A 17,362-nucleotide genomic window follows, 5' to 3' on the forward strand; every position below is an offset into this window, starting at 1 on the left:
AATCCGAAGTGGAGGACGCATGGGCACGCTCGTGCTGACCGGTGCGGCGACCGTCTTCTCCGGCGACCCGCACGCACCGCTGCTCGACGCCGACACGGTGGTCTGCCGCGACGGTGTGATCGAGGCGATCGGCCGTGCGCGCTCGCACGGAGCTCGTCTGCCCGGCGCCGAGGTGATCGACCTGGGCGGCGGCACCCTCGCGCCGGGCCTGATCGACTCGCACGGGCACGTGACGTTCGGTGACTACAGCCCGCGCCAGCGCACCGTCGACTACCTCGCCGGATACGTCCAGGGAGGCATCACCACGACCGTGTCCGCGGGCGAGGTGCACGTGCCGGGCCGCCCGCGCGACCGGGCCGGGGTGAAGGCGCTGGCCGTGGCGGCGCAGAGGTGCTTCAGCGAGTACCGGCCGGGCGGGATGCGGGTGCGGGCCGGAGCGGTGCTCATCGAGCCGACCCTGACGCAGGAGGACTTCGCCGAGCTCGCCGAGACCGGCGTGCGGCTCGCGAAGTACGGCTTCGGCGCGTTCGCGGACCCGGTGGACGGCGTGGAGCACGTGCGGTGGGCGCGCGAGGCCGGACTGACCGTGATGTGCCACGCGGGCGGGGCCAGCGCGGCCGGCGGCGCGTCGTTGGGCGGCAAGGCGTTGCTGGCGTTGCGCCCCGACGTGTGCGGGCACGCGAACGGCGGGCCGACCGCGCTGCCGTTCGCGGAGGTGGAGGCACTGTTCGACGAGACGGACATGGCGTTGCAGGTGGTGCAGGCGGGCAACCTCAAAGCGGCCCTGCGGCTCGTGGAGCACGCGGCCGAACGCGGTGAACTGCACCGGGTCGTGGTCGGGTCGGACACGCCGTCGGGGTTCGGGGTGATGCCGCTGGCGGTGCTGAAGACGGTGCTGGAGCTGACGGCACTGGGCGGGCTGGAACCGGAGGTGGCGTGGTCGCTCGCGACGGGAACCGTGTCGGACGTGTGGCGGTTGCCGGAGGGCAGGGTGCGGGTCGGGGCGCCCGCGGACCTGCTGGGGCTCGCGGCACCGGCCGGGTCGCAGGCGGACACGGTGGCGGAGGCGATGCGGATCGGGGACATCCCCGCGATCACGGTGGTGGTGAGCGACGGGGTGGTGCGGGCCATGCCGGGGCGGATGACGCCGCGACCGGCGGTGCCCGCGCAGCTGCTGTCGTGAGGCGTTGAGCGGCTGGGCGTCCTCGTTCCCGCCTGATCAGCCGCGCTCTCACGCCTCACCGACCGGGCTCTCCGACACACCGGCGGGCTCTCCCGGTACGCCAACGGTCCTCCCACCAGTTCGGAAGGACCGTTGGCGCCTCGGAGAAACTAGGCCGTGGCGCCCGCGTACAGCTCCGCCACCGCCTGCTCGTACTCGGCGCTGATCCGGAACGCCTTGGCCGCCAGCGCCAGCCTCGTCGCCACCGGCACCTCTCCCGCGGCGAGCTGCTCCAGCACCCCGGCGTAGTCGTCCGGATCGGTCAACGGCACCACGTGCGCGCAGTTCTTCGCCGCCGCCCGCAGCATGGCGGGCCCGCCGATGTCGACCTTCTCCCGGAAGTCCGCGAACGACGCCGGGTCCGTCGGCAGCCGGTAGTAGTTGCACGCCACCAGGTCGACCCTCGTGATGTCGTACCGCGACAGCTCAGCCAGGTCCGACTCGTCGTCCCTCGCCAGGATCCCGGCCATCACCGACACGGTGAGCGTCTTCACCCGGCCGCCGAGCAGGGTCGGCACGCCGGCGAGATCCGCCACCGCCCGCACCGGCAAGCCCGCTTCGGCGCACAGCCGCTGCGTGCCCTCGGTGGCCACGACGTCCCACCCGAGGTCGAGCAGACCCCTGGCGAGCACGTCGATGCCGCGTTTGTCGCTGACGCCCAGCACGGCCAGCATCAGTGGTCCCCTCCCCGATCGATGAGCGCGTCGCGGTGTGCGCCGACGCCGACGTACCGCACGGGTGCGCCGAGCAGCTGTTCGATGCGTTCCACGTACGCCCTTGCCGCGGCGGGAAGTTCGGCGTAGGTCCGCACTCCGGTGATGTCCTCGTCCCAGCCCGGGAGGGTCTCGAACACCGGCGTGGAGCGGTCGAGCACGGTCGGGTCGGCGTTGAACGACTCGGTGCGCTCGCCGTCGTGCTCGTACGCCACGCAGATCTGCAGGTCGCCGATGCCGGTGAGCTGGTCGAGGTTCGTCAGGGCCACCTCGTCCGCGCCCTGCATGAGCACGCCGTACGCGGTGGCGACGCCGTCGAACGCGCCGAGCCTGCGCGGGCGGTTCGTCGTGGCGCCGTACTCGCCCCACTGCTCCCGCAGGCGGTCCGCGGTCTCGTCGTCGAACTCGCTGACGAACGGGCCCGCGCCCACGCAGCTGGAGAACGCCTTGGACACACCGATCACCCGGTCCAGCTTCGCCCACGGCGTGCCGAGGCCGACGGGCGCGTGCGCCGCCAGGCACGTCGAGGACGTGGTGAACGGGTAGATGCCGAAGTAGATGTCCTTCAACGCTCCCAGCTGGCCCTCAGCCAGCACGTGCTTGCCCTCGGCGAACGCCCTGCGCAGCAACGACGTCACGTCCGCCACGTGCGGGCGCAACCGGTCGGCGAGCTTGTCCACCCACGCGCGGACGTCGGCGAGTTCGACCGGATCGGTGCCGTAGATCGTGGTCAGCCGCGCGTTGGCCCAGTCGAGCACCGGCGCCAGCTTCGCGTCGAGGTGCTCGGGGTCGAAGAGATCGCGCACCAGCAACGTCTTCTTCATGACCCGGTCGCCGTAGGCGGGCGAGATGCCCATCCTGGTCGAGCCGTAGCTCGCCTTGCCCAGCCTGACCTCCTCCGCGGCGTCGAGGTCGCGGTGGAACGGGAAGCACACCGACGCGGTGTCGGCGACCAGGATCCGCTCCGGGTCGACACCGTGCGCCACGACGAACTCGACCTCGGCCACGAAGTTCTCGACGTCCACCACCATGCCCGGCCCGAGGACGCTGACGACGTCCGGCCGGAACACGCTGCTGGGAAGGTTGTGCAGGCTGAACCTGCCCTCGTCGACGACGACGGTGTGCCCGGCGTTGCCTCCTCCGTGATACCTCACGACGTAGTCGACCTCACCGGTGATCGCGTCGACCATCTTGCCCTTGCCCTCGTCGCCCCAGTTGAGGCCCACCACGGCAGTCAGCACGTTCTCAGTTCTCCCCTCGCAGCGGCTGCGCTCACCCCACCAGGTGGCGCCAGTCGTCCCCATCGCTCACGACGACGTTCGCCGACCTGATCTTGCGGTAGTCGACGTCGTCGCCCAGTCCCGCCGGAACCCGGCCCTCTGCATGGTCCTTCACGGCGTCCAGCAGGAAGTGACGCGCACGGACGATACCGGTGTCGCTCTTGCCGGGGTTCTCGATCGAGCGATCGACGATGGCGCCCATGCTCTCCTGCACGGCGATGTCCTGGGCGGCGAGCCCGGTGATGCCGGAGAAGCTGGTGCCGGCGCGCATCGCGGCGCGGTCCTGGCCCCACATGTTCTCCCGCGAGTAGCCCTCGCGGAAGTTGTCCTTGTTCATGTTCTCGAGGTCCAGGCCGAACTGGTCGGCGAAGTAGCTCGGGTCGACCGGCTGGTCCTCGTTGTACCAGAGGTACCAGAAGATGGTGCGGTGGTCGTTGATCGGCACCCAGGCGTGCCAGAGGCGGTCGCCGTTGGGGAGCTCCGGCACGATGGTGTACCAGGGCATGATCATGGGCTTGACGCGGACCAGGCTGTCCCCGGTGGACAGCTGGCGGACGGCCGCATACCTGATGCCCCACGGGGTGCGATCGATCTCGTCGCGCGGCGCCCGGTCGTCGAGCAGATCCTTCAACGGGCCCTTGGCGGCTTCGGTCTCGTGCAGCAGCGAGACGTGGGCGGAGTCGATGTCCGCCTCCAGCCCCTGCATCCAGTTGCACTCCAGGATCGCGACGATGCCGAAGACGTGCGAGTCGGGCAGGTCGGTGAAGGCGAAGCGCGGGAACGGGTTCGGCTCGCGGCCCGTGCCGCCCGCCCAGATCCAGATCACGCCGCCCGCGTCCACGACGGGGTGGTGGTTGAGCTTCACCTTGGACGCGAACCGGCCTCCGTCCTCGGGCTCGGACGGCGTCTCGACGGTGCGGCCGTCCGTGGTGAACTTCCAGCCGTGGTAGACGCAGCGCAACGCGCAGTCCTCGTTGCGCGCCAGCGCCAGCGAGGCGCCGCGGTGCGGGCATGCCTCGTCGAAGCAGGCGACCGTGCCGTCGTCACCGCGGAAGACCACGTACCGCTCGCCGAGCAGTTCGACGGCGACGGGCTCGCCACCCGCCACGACGCGCTCGGACCGCATCGCGGGCATCCAGTACTCGCGCAGGAGGTCGCCCATCGGCGTCCCCTTGCCGACTCGGGTCAGAGTCTCGTTCATGGACTTGGTGGCCATCGAAAACCTCTCTCACCGCTGTGGGTTACGGCAAACCATGTCAGAAATCGGTCTGGCACAACACCTTGTGCGTTCCGTCGAGCTTCGCGACGCTGAAGGACGTTGCAGCACAAGAACTTCTCCGGAGGCCACGCACATGCGACCTACCGTCGTCCTTCTCGGCGCTCTTTACGACCCCGCCGCGGAAGACCACATCGCCGACAACGCCGAGGTCGTGCGCGTCGACCCGGAAGACCGCGCGGCGCTCACCGCGGCGCTGGCGGACGCGCACGGCCTGATCGCGAAGTACCCGGCGGAGATCACCGCCGAGGTCCTCGCGTCGGCACCGAAGCTCGTCGCCGTCCTGTCGAGCGGGCGGGGCACGGACAACATCGACGTACCGGCCGCGACCGAGGCGGGCGTGGTGGTCGCGAACAACCCGGGCCTGGGCGGCCGTCCGGTGTCCGAGCACGCGCTGGGCCTGATGATCTCGGTGAGCCGCGACCTGACCGCCGTGGCGCGACACGGGATCGAGGGCGCCTGGGAACGCAGGCTCACCACCCACCGCGTGGAGCTGGTGGAAAGCACGCTGGGCATCATCGGCATCGGCAACGTGGGCAGCAACATGGCCCACCGCGCGTCCCGCGGCTTCGGCATGACGGTGCTGGGCTACGACCCGTACGTGAGCGCGGAGACGATGGCCGAGCACGGCGCCACGAAGGTCGACGACCTCAAGGAGATGCTGGGGCGCTGTGACTTCGTCACGTGCCACCCGGAGCTCAACGACGAGACCGAGCACATGTTCAACGACGAGACGTTCGCCGCCATCAAGCAGGGCGCGTACTTCCTGAACACCTCGCGCGGCCGCGTCGTCGACACCGACGCGCTGGTGCGGGCGCTGCGCAGCGGCCACCTGGCCGGTGCCGCGCTGGACGTGTTCGAGGACGAGCCGCTCGACCCGGCGAGCCCGTTGCTGACGATGGACAACGTGGTGCTCAGCGCGCACGTCGCCGACTTCACCGTGCAGACGAAGACGGCGCTGGCGTTCTCGGCCGCCACGAAGCTGCTGGGGGCGTTGAACGGCGAGATGCCGCCGAGCGCGTTGAACCCGCAGGCCTGGCAGCGGGCGGACCTGCGGCGCAAGGAGCTGCTGGGCGGCTGACGACGTGCGGGGCGTGGCGGGCCGGGTGCCCGCCACGCCGGTCAGCCGGGCCGCGCGGAACCGCCGGGCGGCCGACTCACCCGTCACGCCACCACCAGCTTGCTCACCGGTGTCTCCACGACCTGCACGGCCCCGGCTCCGGTCAGCCGCACGACCACCTCCGCGGCCCTCTCCCGCGCACACGTCACCTGCGCCACCGCCACGTCCGGCCCGCTGTCGAGCACCCACCACGTCCCGCTCAGCCCGGCCCGCACCGCGCTCCACCGCGACACCGGCGTCACCACGGTCAGCAGCACGTTCTCCTCCGCCGCCCGCGCGGCCCGCAACAACATGGCGATCTTCTCCGCCACCCCGCGCACGACCGGGTCGGCCCACGCGAGCGCACCCGCCACCAGCTGCACGCCACACCGCCGCACCGTGGCCAGCTCGCGAAGTCCGTTGTGCCGCAGGGACGCACCGGTCTCCACGACCTCCAGCACGGCGTCGGCCAGGTCGGGCACCTTCGCCTCGGTCGAGCCGTAGGAGTGCAGGACCCGTGCTTCCAGGCCGAGCTCCTCCCCGAAGTACCGCCGGGCGATGGCCGGGTACTCCGACGCGACCCGCACGCCGGCGGGCAGGTCGGCGGGGCTCGACGCGGGGTCGTCGGCCGGCACCGCGAGCACGACGCGCCAGCCGGTGCTGGTGGTCTTCGAGTAGCCGATCTCGTGCACCACCTCGAGCTTGGCGCCGCTCTCCTCGATCCAGTCGGTGCCGGTGAGCCCCAGCGAGAAGGTGCCGTCGGCGACGAAACCAGGTATCTCGCGGGGTTTGCCGAACACCACGCCGTCGATGCCCGGGAAGTCGATGTCGGCGCGCAGGGCGCGGGAGGACGCGCGCCGCACGGTCAGTCCGGCCGCGGCGAACAGGCGCAGGGTGGACTCGTGCAGCGACCCGGTGGGCAGCGCGAGGGTGACCATCTCATCTCCCGGTGCTGAGCAGGCTTTCCAGGTGGACGGCGACGCCGTCGCGGTCGTGGTGTTCGGTGACGTGGTCGCAGGCGGCCAGCACCGTGGGATGCGCGTTCGCCGTGGCCACGGAGATGTCCGCCCACCGCAGCATCGGCAGGTCCGACGGCATGTCGCCGTACGCGACCGTGCGAAGGCCGAGCGGGTTCAGCTCGTCCAGCCCCACGGCCTTGTGCACGCCCGCGGGCAGGATGTCGACGAAGTGGCTGCACGGCACCGCCACCGCGCACGACGGTCCGACGAGCGTCCGGACGGCACGGGCGAGCCGGTCCACCGGGAGCTCGTCGGACTGCGCGATCAGCTTCACCGCCGGTTCCACGACGTGGCGCAACGGTGACGACGCGACGACGTCCGCGACGCCGGGCGCCCCGACGTCGAAGCCGGGGTCGAGGTCGCACCGGTCCAGGTGGTCGACGCCGAGCCGGATGCCGTCGAACGTCTGCCGCAGCAACGACTTCAGCTCACCGGCGCGCTCGGCGCCGAGCACCGTCGACCGCACCACCGACGCCCGCGCCGGGTCGTAGTGCACAGCGCCTCCCGAGCACACCAGGAAGTCCGCGCCGGTCCGCGAAGCGACGTCGAGCGCGTCCCGCAACGGCCGCGCCGTCACCAGCACGACCACACCGCCGGCCGCCCGCACCTCGCTCAGCGCGTTCTGGGTCCGGGCGGTGACCTGCCGCGTGCTGGTGAGCAGCGTGCCGTCGAGGTCCGTGGCGACGAAGAACATCAGACGTGCAGCAAGCGGTCGATGCCGGTGACCGGCGGCGTGGGCAGCAGTGCCGGCCGGAACTCCAGCTCCCCCACCACGAGGTCGTGCGGCCAGTCCGCGACGATGCTCGCCACGCACCGCCCCACGGACTCCACGCTCACCTTGGTCGGCGCGTCGTCACCGTCGAGGTTCGAGATCGCCCCCGGAGCGAGCAGGCAGGCGCGCACCCCGTTGTTCCGCTCCTCCAGCAACAACGTCTCCACCAACGCCTTCAACGCGGCCTTGGTGGCGGAGTACGCGACGCCGCCCTCGAAGTAGTACGACCCGGCGTGGCTGCCCATCACCACGAACAGCCCGCGCGAGCGCCGCAACGCGGGCAGCACGTGCTTCACGAGCCGGAACACCGACGACAGGTTGATCTCCAGCTGCCGGTCCCAGTCCTCCTCGGACATCTTCTCGATCGGGTCGAGCACGCGGTCCACGGCGTTGGCCACCACCACGTCCAGCCGACCGGCCTCGGCCAGCACCGCGGAGACGACCGCCGCCGACGCCGACGGGTCGGCGAGGTCGCACCGCCGCTCTCCCAGCCACTCCGCACCCGACACGCTGCGGTTCAACGAGAAGACCCGGTACCCGCGCGCGTACAGCTCCGCGGCGATGGCGAAGCCGCTGCCCCGGTTCGACCCGGTGATGAGCGCCACCGGCGCCTCAGAGCCCATCGAAGGCCTTCTTCCACTGGGCGACGAGCTCGTCGGCGGAGGCACCCGTGCGGAAGAGGTCCTTGTCGAGCGGCCTCCCGTCGGCGGACCGCAGCCGCATGCAGTCCTGCGACATCTCCGAGATCAGGCTGATCCTGCCGTCAGGGGAGAAGCCGAAGATCACGCAGAAGTCCCACAGCACCAACGGGTGCAGCCAGTCCCGCAGCACGTCGTTCACCAGCAACGCCTGCGAGTACATCTCGTCCACCGGCAGGTCGAGCGCCCGCAGGTAGTCCTCGCCGATCGGCTGGTCCTCGGGGTCGACGCGGTAGTCGAACTTCACCACCGGGCGTGGCAGCGGCTCGCCGTCCACGAACAGGCCGGGGTACTTGCGGGTGGTGGAGCCCGTCGCGACGTTCTTGACGATCACCTCGAACGGCGGCGCCGGGCGGTAGTCCGCGAGGTAGGTGTCCGGTGCTAGCCGGGCGCGGAACGCGCACTCGACCCCCGCCGCGGACAGCCGCGCGGCCGCCTTCTCGTAGAAGTCGAGCCGCAGCGGCCCCGTCCCGTCGACCAGCTCGTCGCGGTCGTAGGTGAAGCTGCGCAGGCTGGGGATCAGCTTGACCACGCAGAGGTCGTCGCGCACCAGCCAGATCCGCTTGCTGCGCCCGGTGATGTCCGCTTCCCGCTCGTCCACCACGGCCGCCAGCCCGGCGGCGTCGAACACGGTGTCGGTCATGCCTCTCCCTGCCTTCCTGCCGTGGAACCGGGTCAGCCCTGTGCGCGGGCCCGGTCGATCGTCGCGCTGACGGCGCTGTCGAACGCGGCGCCGAACTCGTCGATGTCGGCCTGGATCATCGGCGTGGAGACGCAGCCGAGGCCGCTGTCGCCGATGAGGATCCCGTTCTCCAGCAACGTCCGGAACAGCAGGTGCCCGAGCTGCGCCGGCGTCGCGCTCGAGCCCGGCACCGTGCCGGTGAGCACGCGGAACAGCGACTCCACGCCGTTGACCTGCCAGTCGAGGTCGTTGGCCTCGATCGTCTTGGTCATCGTGTCGCGGACCTGGTCGCCGAGCTCGCCGATGCGCTTCATCTGCTCCCGGGTGAGCAGCCGCAGCGAGGCGACACCGGCGGACATGCTGACCGGGTTCGCGTTGTAGGAACCGGAGTGCGGCAGCTTCGGCTTGCCCCGGCTCGGGTCGAACACGGCCATCACCTCGGCCTTGCCGGCCACGGCGCCGATCGGCATGCCGCCGCCGATCACCTTGCCCATCACGGTGAGGTCGGCGACCGCGCCGAGCGCATCCATCGCGCCGCCGTAGCCGATGCGGAACGAGCCGACCTCGTCCGACACCAGCAGCACGCCCGTCTCGTCGCAGAACGTCCGCAGAGCCGCGGTGTACTCGGGGCTCATCGGCACCAGGCCGATGCGCCACGGCACCGGGTCGACGAGCACGCACGCCAGCTCGGCGGCGTGCTCGCGCAGGATCGCCAGGGCCGCCTCGGGCTCGTTGAACGGGATCACCACGGTGTTGGCGATCACCTCGGCGGGCATGCCCGCGGTGTGGCTGTGGCTGAGCAACGAGTTCGAGCCGTCGTTGTTGACCGCCACCGAGTCGTACGCGCCGTGGTAGGCACCGGCGATCTTGGCGATCTTCGCCTTGCCGGTGTGCGCCCGCGCCGCCTGCAGGGCCATCATCACGCCCTCGGTGCCGGAGCTCGTGAACCGCGCGCGTTCGAAGGTCTCGTTGCGGGAGCACAGCGCCTCGGCGAACAGGACCTCGGACTCGGTGGGCAGGCCGAAGCACGTGCCGCGGGCCGCCGCCTCCGAGATCGCCGCGACGATCTCCGGGTGCGCGTGACCATGCACGAGGGTGGTGCTGTTGTTGAGGAAGTCGATGCGGGCGGTGCCGTCGAGGTCCACCACCCGGCTGCCGTTGCCCGACGCCGCGTAGATCGGGTACGGCGAGCTGAACACCGCGGTCCGGCTGTTGCCGCCGGGCAGCACCGCCCTGGCGCGCGCGTACATGTCCTTGGACGCGGCGGAGACCGACTCGTAGGTCGAAGTGCTCACGGTAGTCCTTTCCCTGTGTTCTCGGCCGTGTCGCGGTCAGCGACCGGCGACCGTCGTGTCCGGGTTGAACAGATCGGTGGGGAGCTTGATCTCGGCGCCGGCCCGCACCCACCGCGGCGTCGCCTCCAGCGCGACGGCGTCCTCGCCCAGCCCGGCGGCGATCCGCTCACCGGCTTCGGGTGCCAGCGGCGTGATCGCCGCGGCCAGGGTGCGCACGGCCATCAGCTCCAGTGCCGCGCACGTGCGGGCGAGGCCGGAACCCGGGGTGGCGTCGGCGCTGACCTCGGCGAAGTCCTCCGCGTGCCGGACCAGTGCGGTCACCGCGGCCACCACCGCTCGGGGGCGGAAGCGGCCGGGCAGGTAGTCGAGCGCCGCGGTCCTGGCGAGGTCGGCGATCTGCCCGTAGAACCGCTCCGCCTCGGCGTGCCAGCCGCCCGCCTCCGGTGCGGTGCCACCGAAACGCTCGGCCACGCGGGCGTCGACGCCGTCGAGCAGGCGCTGCCAGCGGCCGATCAGCTCGCCGGTCACGAACTCCGCGTAGCCCTGCACGGTGAAGTCCCGCCGGCGCACGTCCGGCGCGGTGGCCGCCAGGTAGAGGCGCAACTGGTCCGCGTTCGCCGGGTTGACGGCCTCCCGCAGCCACACCGCGTGCTTGCGGCCCGTCGAGAACTTCTCACCGTCGAGCAGGTAGAAGTCGTTGCACACCAACGCTTCCGGCAATGCCAGCGCATCGGTGAACGCACCCAGCACCGCCGGGAACGCGAAGGCACGCAGGAACGCGTTGTCGAAGCCGAAGAACAGCACCGTGCGCGGGTTGACGCGCCGGGCATAGGCCTCCCAGCCTCCGGAGAACCCGTCCAACGCCACCAGGAACCGCGCGGTGAGCTCGAACGCCGAGTACATCCGCTGCTCCGAGGGACCTTCCGCGTCCCCGACGTGGATCGGGATGCCGTGCTCCGCGGGGATGCTCACCGGCAGGTCGGGCAGCGGGTTGGCGAGCACGCGGTCGACGTAGGCGCGCAGCCTGCCGTGCGTCGCGGCCCCGCGCAGGTAGTCGGTGAGCTTGGCGCGCAACGGTTCCAGCGGCAGGAAGTACCGGGTGAGCGGCCGTGGCGTCGCGGCCGTGCCACACCCGGCGCACGACGGGTCGACCAGGTCGCGGTCGTCGTAGGGCAACGCGCACAGCTCGCACTCGATGCCCGCGGTCTGGTCGGAGCCGCAGTGCGGGCAACGACCCGCCACGAACGCCTCCAGCAGGTACCGGTCGCACGGCTCGCAGTAGTTCGTGGGTTCGGTGCGCCGCACCAGCACGCCCTTGTCGCGCAATGACTCGAACACCGCCGTGGCCATCGCCGGGTAGGAGGGTTCGGACGGGCGCACGAACACGTCCCAGTCGACACCCGCCGCCGTGAGCCCCTCGGTGATCGCGTCGGTGTTGCGCTCGGCGAGCTCGTGGAAGGTCACGCCCTCCGCCTCGGCCGCCGCCGAGACCTGGCTCTGGTGCCCGACCGTGCCGAGCAGCAGGTGCGCCCGGTCGCCTGCCGCCAGCAACGCGCGCCGGCACGCGTCCGCGCTGAGGAACGGCCCGGACAGGTGCCCGAGGTGCAGCTCTCCGTTCGGTGTGGGGAACGACGGCAGCAGCAGCACCGGACGTCCCTGCCGTTCGGTCGCCTGTTGCTCCTCGCGCAGGGCGTGGACCTCCGCCAGCGCGGGCAGGCTCTCCCACCACATCGAGAAGAACGACAGCGGCCGGTCGTCGGAGAGGTTGCGCAGCGTGTGCGGGGCGAGCGGCGGCAGGTAGACGCTGTCGCCCGCCGCGAGGACGCGGTGGTGGCCGTCCCAGCCCACCTCACCGGTGCCGTCGAGCACCACCCAGACCTCCAGGTCGTGGTGGTTGTGCTCGGCGGTGATCTCGCCGGGCTGCAACGTCACGCGCCGCACGTTGAACGGCGCACCGGCGGCGTGCGCCCATTCCGGCGCCGCGCTGCGCACGAAGTCCGCGCGCGCCAGGTCGGCGAGCTCGCGGGGGATCCCACTGACGATCATCGGAGTCCTGTTCGCAGTCGGGTCAGCGCGTCAGCGCGACGTCGGGTTCGTCGGAGCCGATCGGCCAGTCGAGCACCGCGCTCACGTCGGCGACGGGGAAGCGCTCGAAGCCGAGCACGCTGTTCGCGATCGTGGCGCTGCGCCAGGTCAGCAGGCTCAGGTTCGGGTCCGCGACGCCGAAGCTGTGCCGGGCGGCGTTCTGCACGAACACCCGCCGGTCGTCCGGTCCGTCCCAGTCCAGGCTGAAGTCCTGCCGCACCTCGACCTCGCCGCCGTCCCCGCGCATCGCCTCGCGCAGGTTGCTGAACAGCCCGTGCAACGGTCGCGGCAACCCGTGCCGGTAGCCGGTGGCGCAGATGACGACGTCGGCCTCGACCCGCACCTCGTCGCCCGCGGAGGGCATCCACCGCGTCAGCAACCCGGACAGCGTCTTCTCCACGGTGGTCAGCGAGTAGCCGAGCAGGGTGCGGCACGGGCGCCGCTCCCCCTCGATCACCTCCAGGTCGTAGAGCCGCCGGTAGATCGCCTCCAGCAGGCCGACCGAGATGCCGTCGCTCGCCATCTTCTGCTCCTCCACCAGCTCCAGGCGGCGCTTGGCGGGCAGGCTGTGGAAGTAGCGGCTGTAGTTCGGCACGAACAGCTCGTCCACGAACGGGCTGTCGTCGAGCGGCAGCAGGTTCGGCCGCGAGGTGCCCCACACGACGGTGGCGGGCCGGTCCGGCGAGGTGAGCAGGTGGTGCACGACCTCGGCACCGCTCTGCCCGCCGCCGACCACCACGACCCGTTTGCCGCCGAGGTCACGCGGCACGTCGAGCAGCGCGGAGGCGTGGAAGACCTCCTGCCGGTCGTGCCCGTTGGCGAACGACGGCAGCCGCGGCGCGAGGCCGGTGCCGCTGACCACGTTGCGCGCCAGCAGTTCACCCTGGTCGGTGTGCACGACGAACAGCTCGCCGTTCCACGTCACGTCCCGCACGTCGACGCCGAAGCGCAGGTTCGGGATCCGTTCGGCGGCCCACCGGCAGTACTGCTCGAACTCGCGGCGCGGCACCTTCGTGCGGCCGGTGACGAGCAACCGGTAGAAGCGCTTGGTCTCGACCATGAAGGCCGGGAACGAGTACGGGTTCGTCGGGTCGACCGGCGTCACCAGGTCCTTGAGGAAGTGCACCTGCATCTGCACGTCCGGCAGCATCAGCCCGGCGTGCCAGCCGAACTCGGGCTTGCGGTCGAGGAACGCGACCTTCAGGCCGGTGCCCTCCTCCGCGAGCAGCGCGGCCAGGCTGAGGTTCGACGGCCCGATGCCGATGCCCACCAGATCCAGGACGTCGTGTCCGGTACTCATGAGTCACTGCCTCCCGATGCGACCCCGCTCGGTGACTGGGGCGGGGTGTGTCGGCCTTCTCCGTCGGCGGTCCACCGCACACCGAGCGCGGCCAGGTCGTCCCTGATCCGGGCGAAGTGCCCGGCGGACAGCGCCAGGTGCGGTCGCAGCCAGCCCGTCCCCGCGACGGCTCGCTCGGCCAGCAGCACGGTGGCGGCGGCCAGGGTGAACCCGGTCGTGCGGGTCATCGCCGCGAGCCCGGTCTCCGGGTCGGCGCGGTCGACCAGCAACGCCCTGATGCTCAGCGTGGTGCCGCCGGCGTCCGGCAGGCCGGTGCCGGACACCTCCAGCACCACGACGTCCTCGTCTTCCGGCCGTGCGCGCAACTGGGGCGCGAGCACGTGTTCGACGACGCGTTTGGGGGCCACGGCGACGCCGTCGACCGCGACCGGTGCCTCGTCCAGCAGCCCGAGCGTCGCGAGACCCGTGACGGCCTGCGCGAAACCCGGCCACCGCAGCGTCTTCTGCGTGCAGTCGGCGTGCGCGAGCGCCGGGTGGTCGGCCAGCCACGGGACCATGCCGTCGTGGTAGGCCTCCAGCAGTCCGACGCCGGGCACGTGCCGTTCCTCGACCCCGGAGAACCGGGGGTGGCCGACGACCTGGCCGTGCTCGACGGCGAGCGAGCTGCGTTGCGCGATCGGCAGGTGGTTCGCCAGCTCACCGCCGAAGAAAGCCGTGTAGCCCCAGGGCTTCCTCGGGGTGGCGGGGACTCCGCCGCAGAACACCTCCAGCGTGCGCACTCCTCCGGTGAGGTCAGTGAGTCTGCGGGCCACGTCCGCGGCGGCCAGCTCGGTCAGGCCCGGTTCGAGGCCCACCGGCAGCAGCACGGGAACACCCGCGGCACGTGCCAGTTCGTCCACTGTGGACTCCTGCGGTGGCCGGGTGATGCTCGCGACCGGCACCTTCGCCCGCGCGGCGAGCTCGATGGCCGTCCGGGTCGCGGCCCACGGCACGGCCGCCGCCACCGCGTCGCTGCCCGCGATGGCATCGGTGCCGCCGACCCGGACCTCGCACGCCGCGTGGGCGGAGAGCCAGGCGGCGAGTTCGCGCGCCTGCTCGTGGTCCCGGTCGACGAGCGTGATCGACGTGGTGCGCGGATCACGGGCGAGTGCGTAGCCCGCGCCGCGGCCCATCCGGCCGCAGCCCAGCAGTGTCACCCTCACTCGTCCTCCCCCTTCCGGCTCGGTGGTGCCCGGCGTCGTGACGGCGCGGCGAAGCGCCCCGCCGGAGGTACAGCGATTCCGGCGGGGGACTTGGCTTCAGCGCTTTCAGCTGATGCGGGCCGTGATCCGTTCGCCCGCCGCGTCGAGCAGGGCGTCGAGGCCCGCCCGGTCGGATGCCCGCGCGCACACGGCGGCGACGCGTTGCGTGCCGAAGTTCGCCGGCGGCAACGCGACCTGGCTGCCGGGCGTGACCTCGGTGAAGACGTGGTCGTAGCCCGGCTCCTCGAAGAGTTCCGTGACGCCGTCGACCCCCTCGAACGTGCCCGCCCGATCGGCGAACACGAACCGCAGGCCGGCGTGCAGGTCGCGGTCCGGCGTCAGTTCCAGCGGGTCGCCGGTGGCGACGCGGATGACGTTGGCGAAGAAGTCGACGCCCGTGGCGGCCTTGATCAGGTGCGAGGCGATGTAGTCACCGGCCGGTCGTGCCGCGACCTCGATGAACCGCATCCGCTCGCCGTCCCACTTGGCCTCCAGGTGGAAGGCGCAGTGGTCGAACCCGAGCGCGAGCAGGATCTCCTCCGCCCGCCGCCGGATCTCCTCCTGCGCGGCCTCAGGCAGCACGCTCGGCAGCCGGTGCGAGACCTCCAGGTGGAACGGCACGGTGGTGACCTTGTCGGTCAGCAGGATCGTGCGCACCTGACCGCCCGCGATGAACCCCTCGACCGACAGCTCGTCGCCGACGAGGTACTCCTCGACGATGAACTCGGCGCCGAACTGGCGGAACACCGCGTCGAAGGCCGGGTCCGCGATGCGGCTCAGCTCGGTCATCGCGGGTTCGAGGTCGGCTTCGCCGTGCAGTTCGAAGATGCCCTTGGACCCGGACGCGCCGGTGGGCTTGACAACGCACGGGAAACCGATGCGGGCGACGGCCTCGCGCAGGTCGGCCAGGTCGGCGACGCGCGCGAACTTCGGCAGCACGCCTTCGATCCCGGTGAGGGCGTTCTTCATCGCGAGCTTGTTGCGCGCCAGCACGGCGGCCTCCGGCGACATGCCGGGCAGGCCGAGCTCGGCGGCGATGGCCGCCACGAGCTGGACGTCGATCTCGGTGAAGTTGACGACACCGGCGATGTCGTGGACGGCCGCGATCTCCCGCGCCGTCTTCAGCGCCAGCTCGGTGTCGTAGGTGTCGACCTGGTGGAACTCGTCGACGAGTGGAGCGGCGAACTCCGGCAGTGCGCGGCCGAGCAGGACGACCCGGTGACCGAGCCTGCGTGCGGCGACGAGCGACTCGAAGCCCTCGCGCTTGATGCGCCTGAGGTTGACGAACAGGACGCTGCGGGTGCTCAAGCGGCCCTCCACTGCTTGGGAAGCGATGTGTGCTCTCGACTGCACAGCGAGTCAACCACGCGCACTCGGCAGGCATCAAAGCGTTGTCTAAAAAGGACTTCTTGCGTGTCCGGCGGATCTGCGCCCATCGTGGAGCCGCATCCACGCGGACGGTGAAGGAGAGAGCATGAAGGTCCTGGTGATCGGCGCGGGAGCGATCGGCGCGTGCGCCGCGCTGCGCCTGGCCGAGGCGGGCGCAGCGGTGACGGTGATGTCGCGCGACGAACCGCTCACCACCCTGTCCGCGCACAGCTTCGGCTGGGCCAACGCCATCGACGAGAAGAACGAGGCCTACCACTCCCTGAGCATCGAGGCGCTGGAGGCCCAGCGACGGCTGGTAGCGGACGTCGGTGTCGCGCCGCGGTGGTTGTTCGAGCACGGGAACCTGCACTGGGGTGACGACGAGGCGAGCGCCGCGGCCCAGCGGGACATCGCCTCGGGTTACCGCGAACTCGGGTACCCGGTGGAGGAGTTGACCGTCGCCGAGGCCGCTGCGCTGGAGCCGGGTCTGGCGTTCGCGGGCGTCGTCGGCCCGGTCTACTTCTACCCGCGTGACGTGCACGTGCTCGGTGACGTGCTGCTGCCCGCCGTGCTGGACAAGGCACGCGCGGCCGGCGCGCGGATCCTGGTGGGCGCCGAGGTCTCGTCGCTGGACGAGGTGCGCGGCTCGTACGACGCGGTGCTGTGCTGCGCGGGCCGGGGCAACGTGGACCTGCTGCCCGGTCTGCCGTTGCTCGAACCCGGTGCGCCGGAACGGCTGACGCGCGGCCTGCTGGTGCGCACGACCCCGGTCGCCGAGCCGGTGACCCGGATCGTGCACGCGCCGGGGCTGAGCATCCGGCCGCACACCGGTGGGCGGCTGGTGCTGCACTGCCACGACCTGGACCGCACGCTGACCGACGGTGGTGACACCGGTGCCGTTGCCCAGCAGGTGCTCTCGCGGCTTCCCGCCGTGCTGCCGTCGGCGGCGGACGCCGAAGTGGAGCACGTGTTCGCCGGGGTCCGGCCGATGCCGCGCGACGGGATGTCCGTCGTGGGCCCGGTTCCCGGTCAGGACGGGGTGTACGTGATCGCCACGCACAGCGGGCTGACGCTGGGGCCGGTGCTCGGTGAGATCGCGGCCAGGGAGGCGCTCGGGGAGCCGGACCCGCTGGTCGAGCAGTTCCGGCTCACCCGGTTCGCCTGAGCTGCCGGGGCTTGCGCGCGCCAGAGTGCTGCGCTCGCCCGGCGAAGTCCCGCGCCGGGCGCCCCGCCCCACACCCGGGGGGGGCGGGCGGCGGCGCAGGGCGACGTCTCGGGGGGGGCGGCGGGGGCCAGGAGCCCGGGCGCCCCG

General features: G+C 71.6%; 15 protein-coding genes. 3 read left to right on the plus strand and 12 right to left on the minus strand.

Features of this window, described 5'->3' with window-relative positions; genetic code table 11:
- The first annotated feature begins 19 nt into the window (after positions 1-19).
- Positions 20-1,183, plus strand: coding sequence for a hypothetical protein (locus AB0M48_RS31885; RefSeq protein ID WP_363849047.1), 1,164 nt, complete (start codon positions 20-22; stop codon positions 1,181-1,183).
- A gap of 149 nt (positions 1,184-1,332) precedes the next feature.
- Here the strand turns inward: AB0M48_RS31885 and AB0M48_RS31890 are convergent, their stop codons facing one another.
- The 3 genes from AB0M48_RS31890 to AB0M48_RS31900 are packed head-to-tail and all read right to left on the minus strand — an operon-like array spanning position 1,333 to position 4,431.
- A complete protein-coding gene (locus AB0M48_RS31890; RefSeq protein ID WP_363849049.1) occupies positions 1,333-1,896 on the minus strand; it encodes a hypothetical protein in 564 nt (187 codons plus the stop codon).
- A complete protein-coding gene (locus AB0M48_RS31895; protein ID WP_363849051.1) occupies positions 1,896-3,176 on the minus strand; it encodes an adenylosuccinate synthase in 1,281 nt (426 codons plus the stop codon). Before AB0M48_RS31895 ends, AB0M48_RS31890 begins: the two co-directional genes overlap by 1 nt.
- 31 nt (positions 3,177-3,207) lie before the next feature.
- Complete coding sequence (locus AB0M48_RS31900; RefSeq protein WP_363849052.1) at positions 3,208-4,431, minus strand: Rieske 2Fe-2S domain-containing protein; 1,224 nt, start codon at positions 4,429-4,431, stop codon at positions 3,208-3,210.
- Between the two features lie 136 nt (positions 4,432-4,567).
- On the opposite strand from AB0M48_RS31900, the gene AB0M48_RS31905 reads away from it, so the two are divergent.
- The gene (locus tag AB0M48_RS31905; protein ID WP_363849053.1) at positions 4,568-5,572 is read left to right on the plus strand and encodes an NAD(P)-dependent oxidoreductase; all 1,005 of its coding nucleotides are present in this window, start codon (positions 4,568-4,570) and stop codon (positions 5,570-5,572) included.
- Between the two features lie 83 nt (positions 5,573-5,655).
- Here the strand turns inward: AB0M48_RS31905 and hisG are convergent, their stop codons facing one another.
- From hisG to AB0M48_RS31950, 9 genes are all read right to left on the minus strand, one after another.
- Positions 5,656-6,528 carry an ATP phosphoribosyltransferase gene (gene hisG, locus AB0M48_RS31910; RefSeq protein WP_363849055.1) on the minus strand — a complete coding sequence of 291 codons (873 nt, stop codon included), beginning with the start codon at positions 6,526-6,528 and terminating at the stop codon, positions 5,656-5,658.
- Between the two features lies 1 nt (position 6,529).
- Positions 6,530-7,303, minus strand: coding sequence for an HAD hydrolase family protein (locus tag AB0M48_RS31915; protein WP_363849056.1), 774 nt, complete (start codon positions 7,301-7,303; stop codon positions 6,530-6,532).
- The gene (locus tag AB0M48_RS31920; RefSeq protein ID WP_363849058.1) at positions 7,303-8,004 is read right to left on the minus strand and encodes an SDR family NAD(P)-dependent oxidoreductase; all 702 of its coding nucleotides are present in this window, start codon (positions 8,002-8,004) and stop codon (positions 7,303-7,305) included. The genes AB0M48_RS31915 and AB0M48_RS31920 overlap by 1 nt, the downstream gene beginning before the upstream one ends.
- Positions 7,994-8,722: a phosphoribosylaminoimidazolesuccinocarboxamide synthase gene (locus tag AB0M48_RS31925; RefSeq protein WP_363849061.1), complete on the minus strand. Its 729-nt coding sequence runs from the start codon at positions 8,720-8,722 to the stop codon at positions 7,994-7,996. The genes AB0M48_RS31920 and AB0M48_RS31925 overlap by 11 nt, the downstream gene beginning before the upstream one ends.
- Positions 8,723-8,754: 32 nt before the next feature.
- Positions 8,755-10,056 carry an aspartate aminotransferase family protein gene (locus AB0M48_RS31930; protein ID WP_363849063.1) on the minus strand — a complete coding sequence of 434 codons (1,302 nt, stop codon included), beginning with the start codon at positions 10,054-10,056 and terminating at the stop codon, positions 8,755-8,757.
- A 36-nt stretch (positions 10,057-10,092) separates the two neighbouring features.
- A complete protein-coding gene (locus tag AB0M48_RS31935) occupies positions 10,093-12,102 on the minus strand; it encodes a class I tRNA ligase family protein (RefSeq protein WP_363849065.1) in 2,010 nt (669 codons plus the stop codon).
- Between the two features lie 22 nt (positions 12,103-12,124).
- Positions 12,125-13,441: a SidA/IucD/PvdA family monooxygenase gene (locus AB0M48_RS31940; RefSeq protein ID WP_363849067.1), complete on the minus strand. Its 1,317-nt coding sequence runs from the start codon at positions 13,439-13,441 to the stop codon at positions 12,125-12,127.
- A complete protein-coding gene (locus AB0M48_RS31945) occupies positions 13,438-14,643 on the minus strand; it encodes a saccharopine dehydrogenase C-terminal domain-containing protein (RefSeq protein ID WP_363849069.1) in 1,206 nt (401 codons plus the stop codon). Before AB0M48_RS31945 ends, AB0M48_RS31940 begins: the two co-directional genes overlap by 4 nt.
- A 105-nt stretch (positions 14,644-14,748) precedes the next feature.
- Positions 14,749-15,990: an ATP-grasp domain-containing protein gene (locus AB0M48_RS31950; RefSeq protein ID WP_363849071.1), complete on the minus strand. Its 1,242-nt coding sequence runs from the start codon at positions 15,988-15,990 to the stop codon at positions 14,749-14,751.
- Between the two features lie 166 nt (positions 15,991-16,156).
- Here AB0M48_RS31950 and AB0M48_RS31955 point away from each other — a divergent pair, with 166 nt between their 5' ends.
- Positions 16,157-17,215 (plus strand): FAD-dependent oxidoreductase, encoded by a 1,059-nt coding sequence (locus tag AB0M48_RS31955; protein ID WP_363849073.1) that lies wholly within the window; start codon positions 16,157-16,159, stop codon positions 17,213-17,215.
- The last annotated feature ends 147 nt before the right edge of the window (positions 17,216-17,362 follow it).

The sequence above is a fragment of the Lentzea sp. NPDC051208 genome (genome assembly GCF_040682435.1).
Taxonomy (GTDB): domain Bacteria; phylum Actinomycetota; class Actinomycetes; order Mycobacteriales; family Pseudonocardiaceae; genus Lentzea; species Lentzea kristufekii.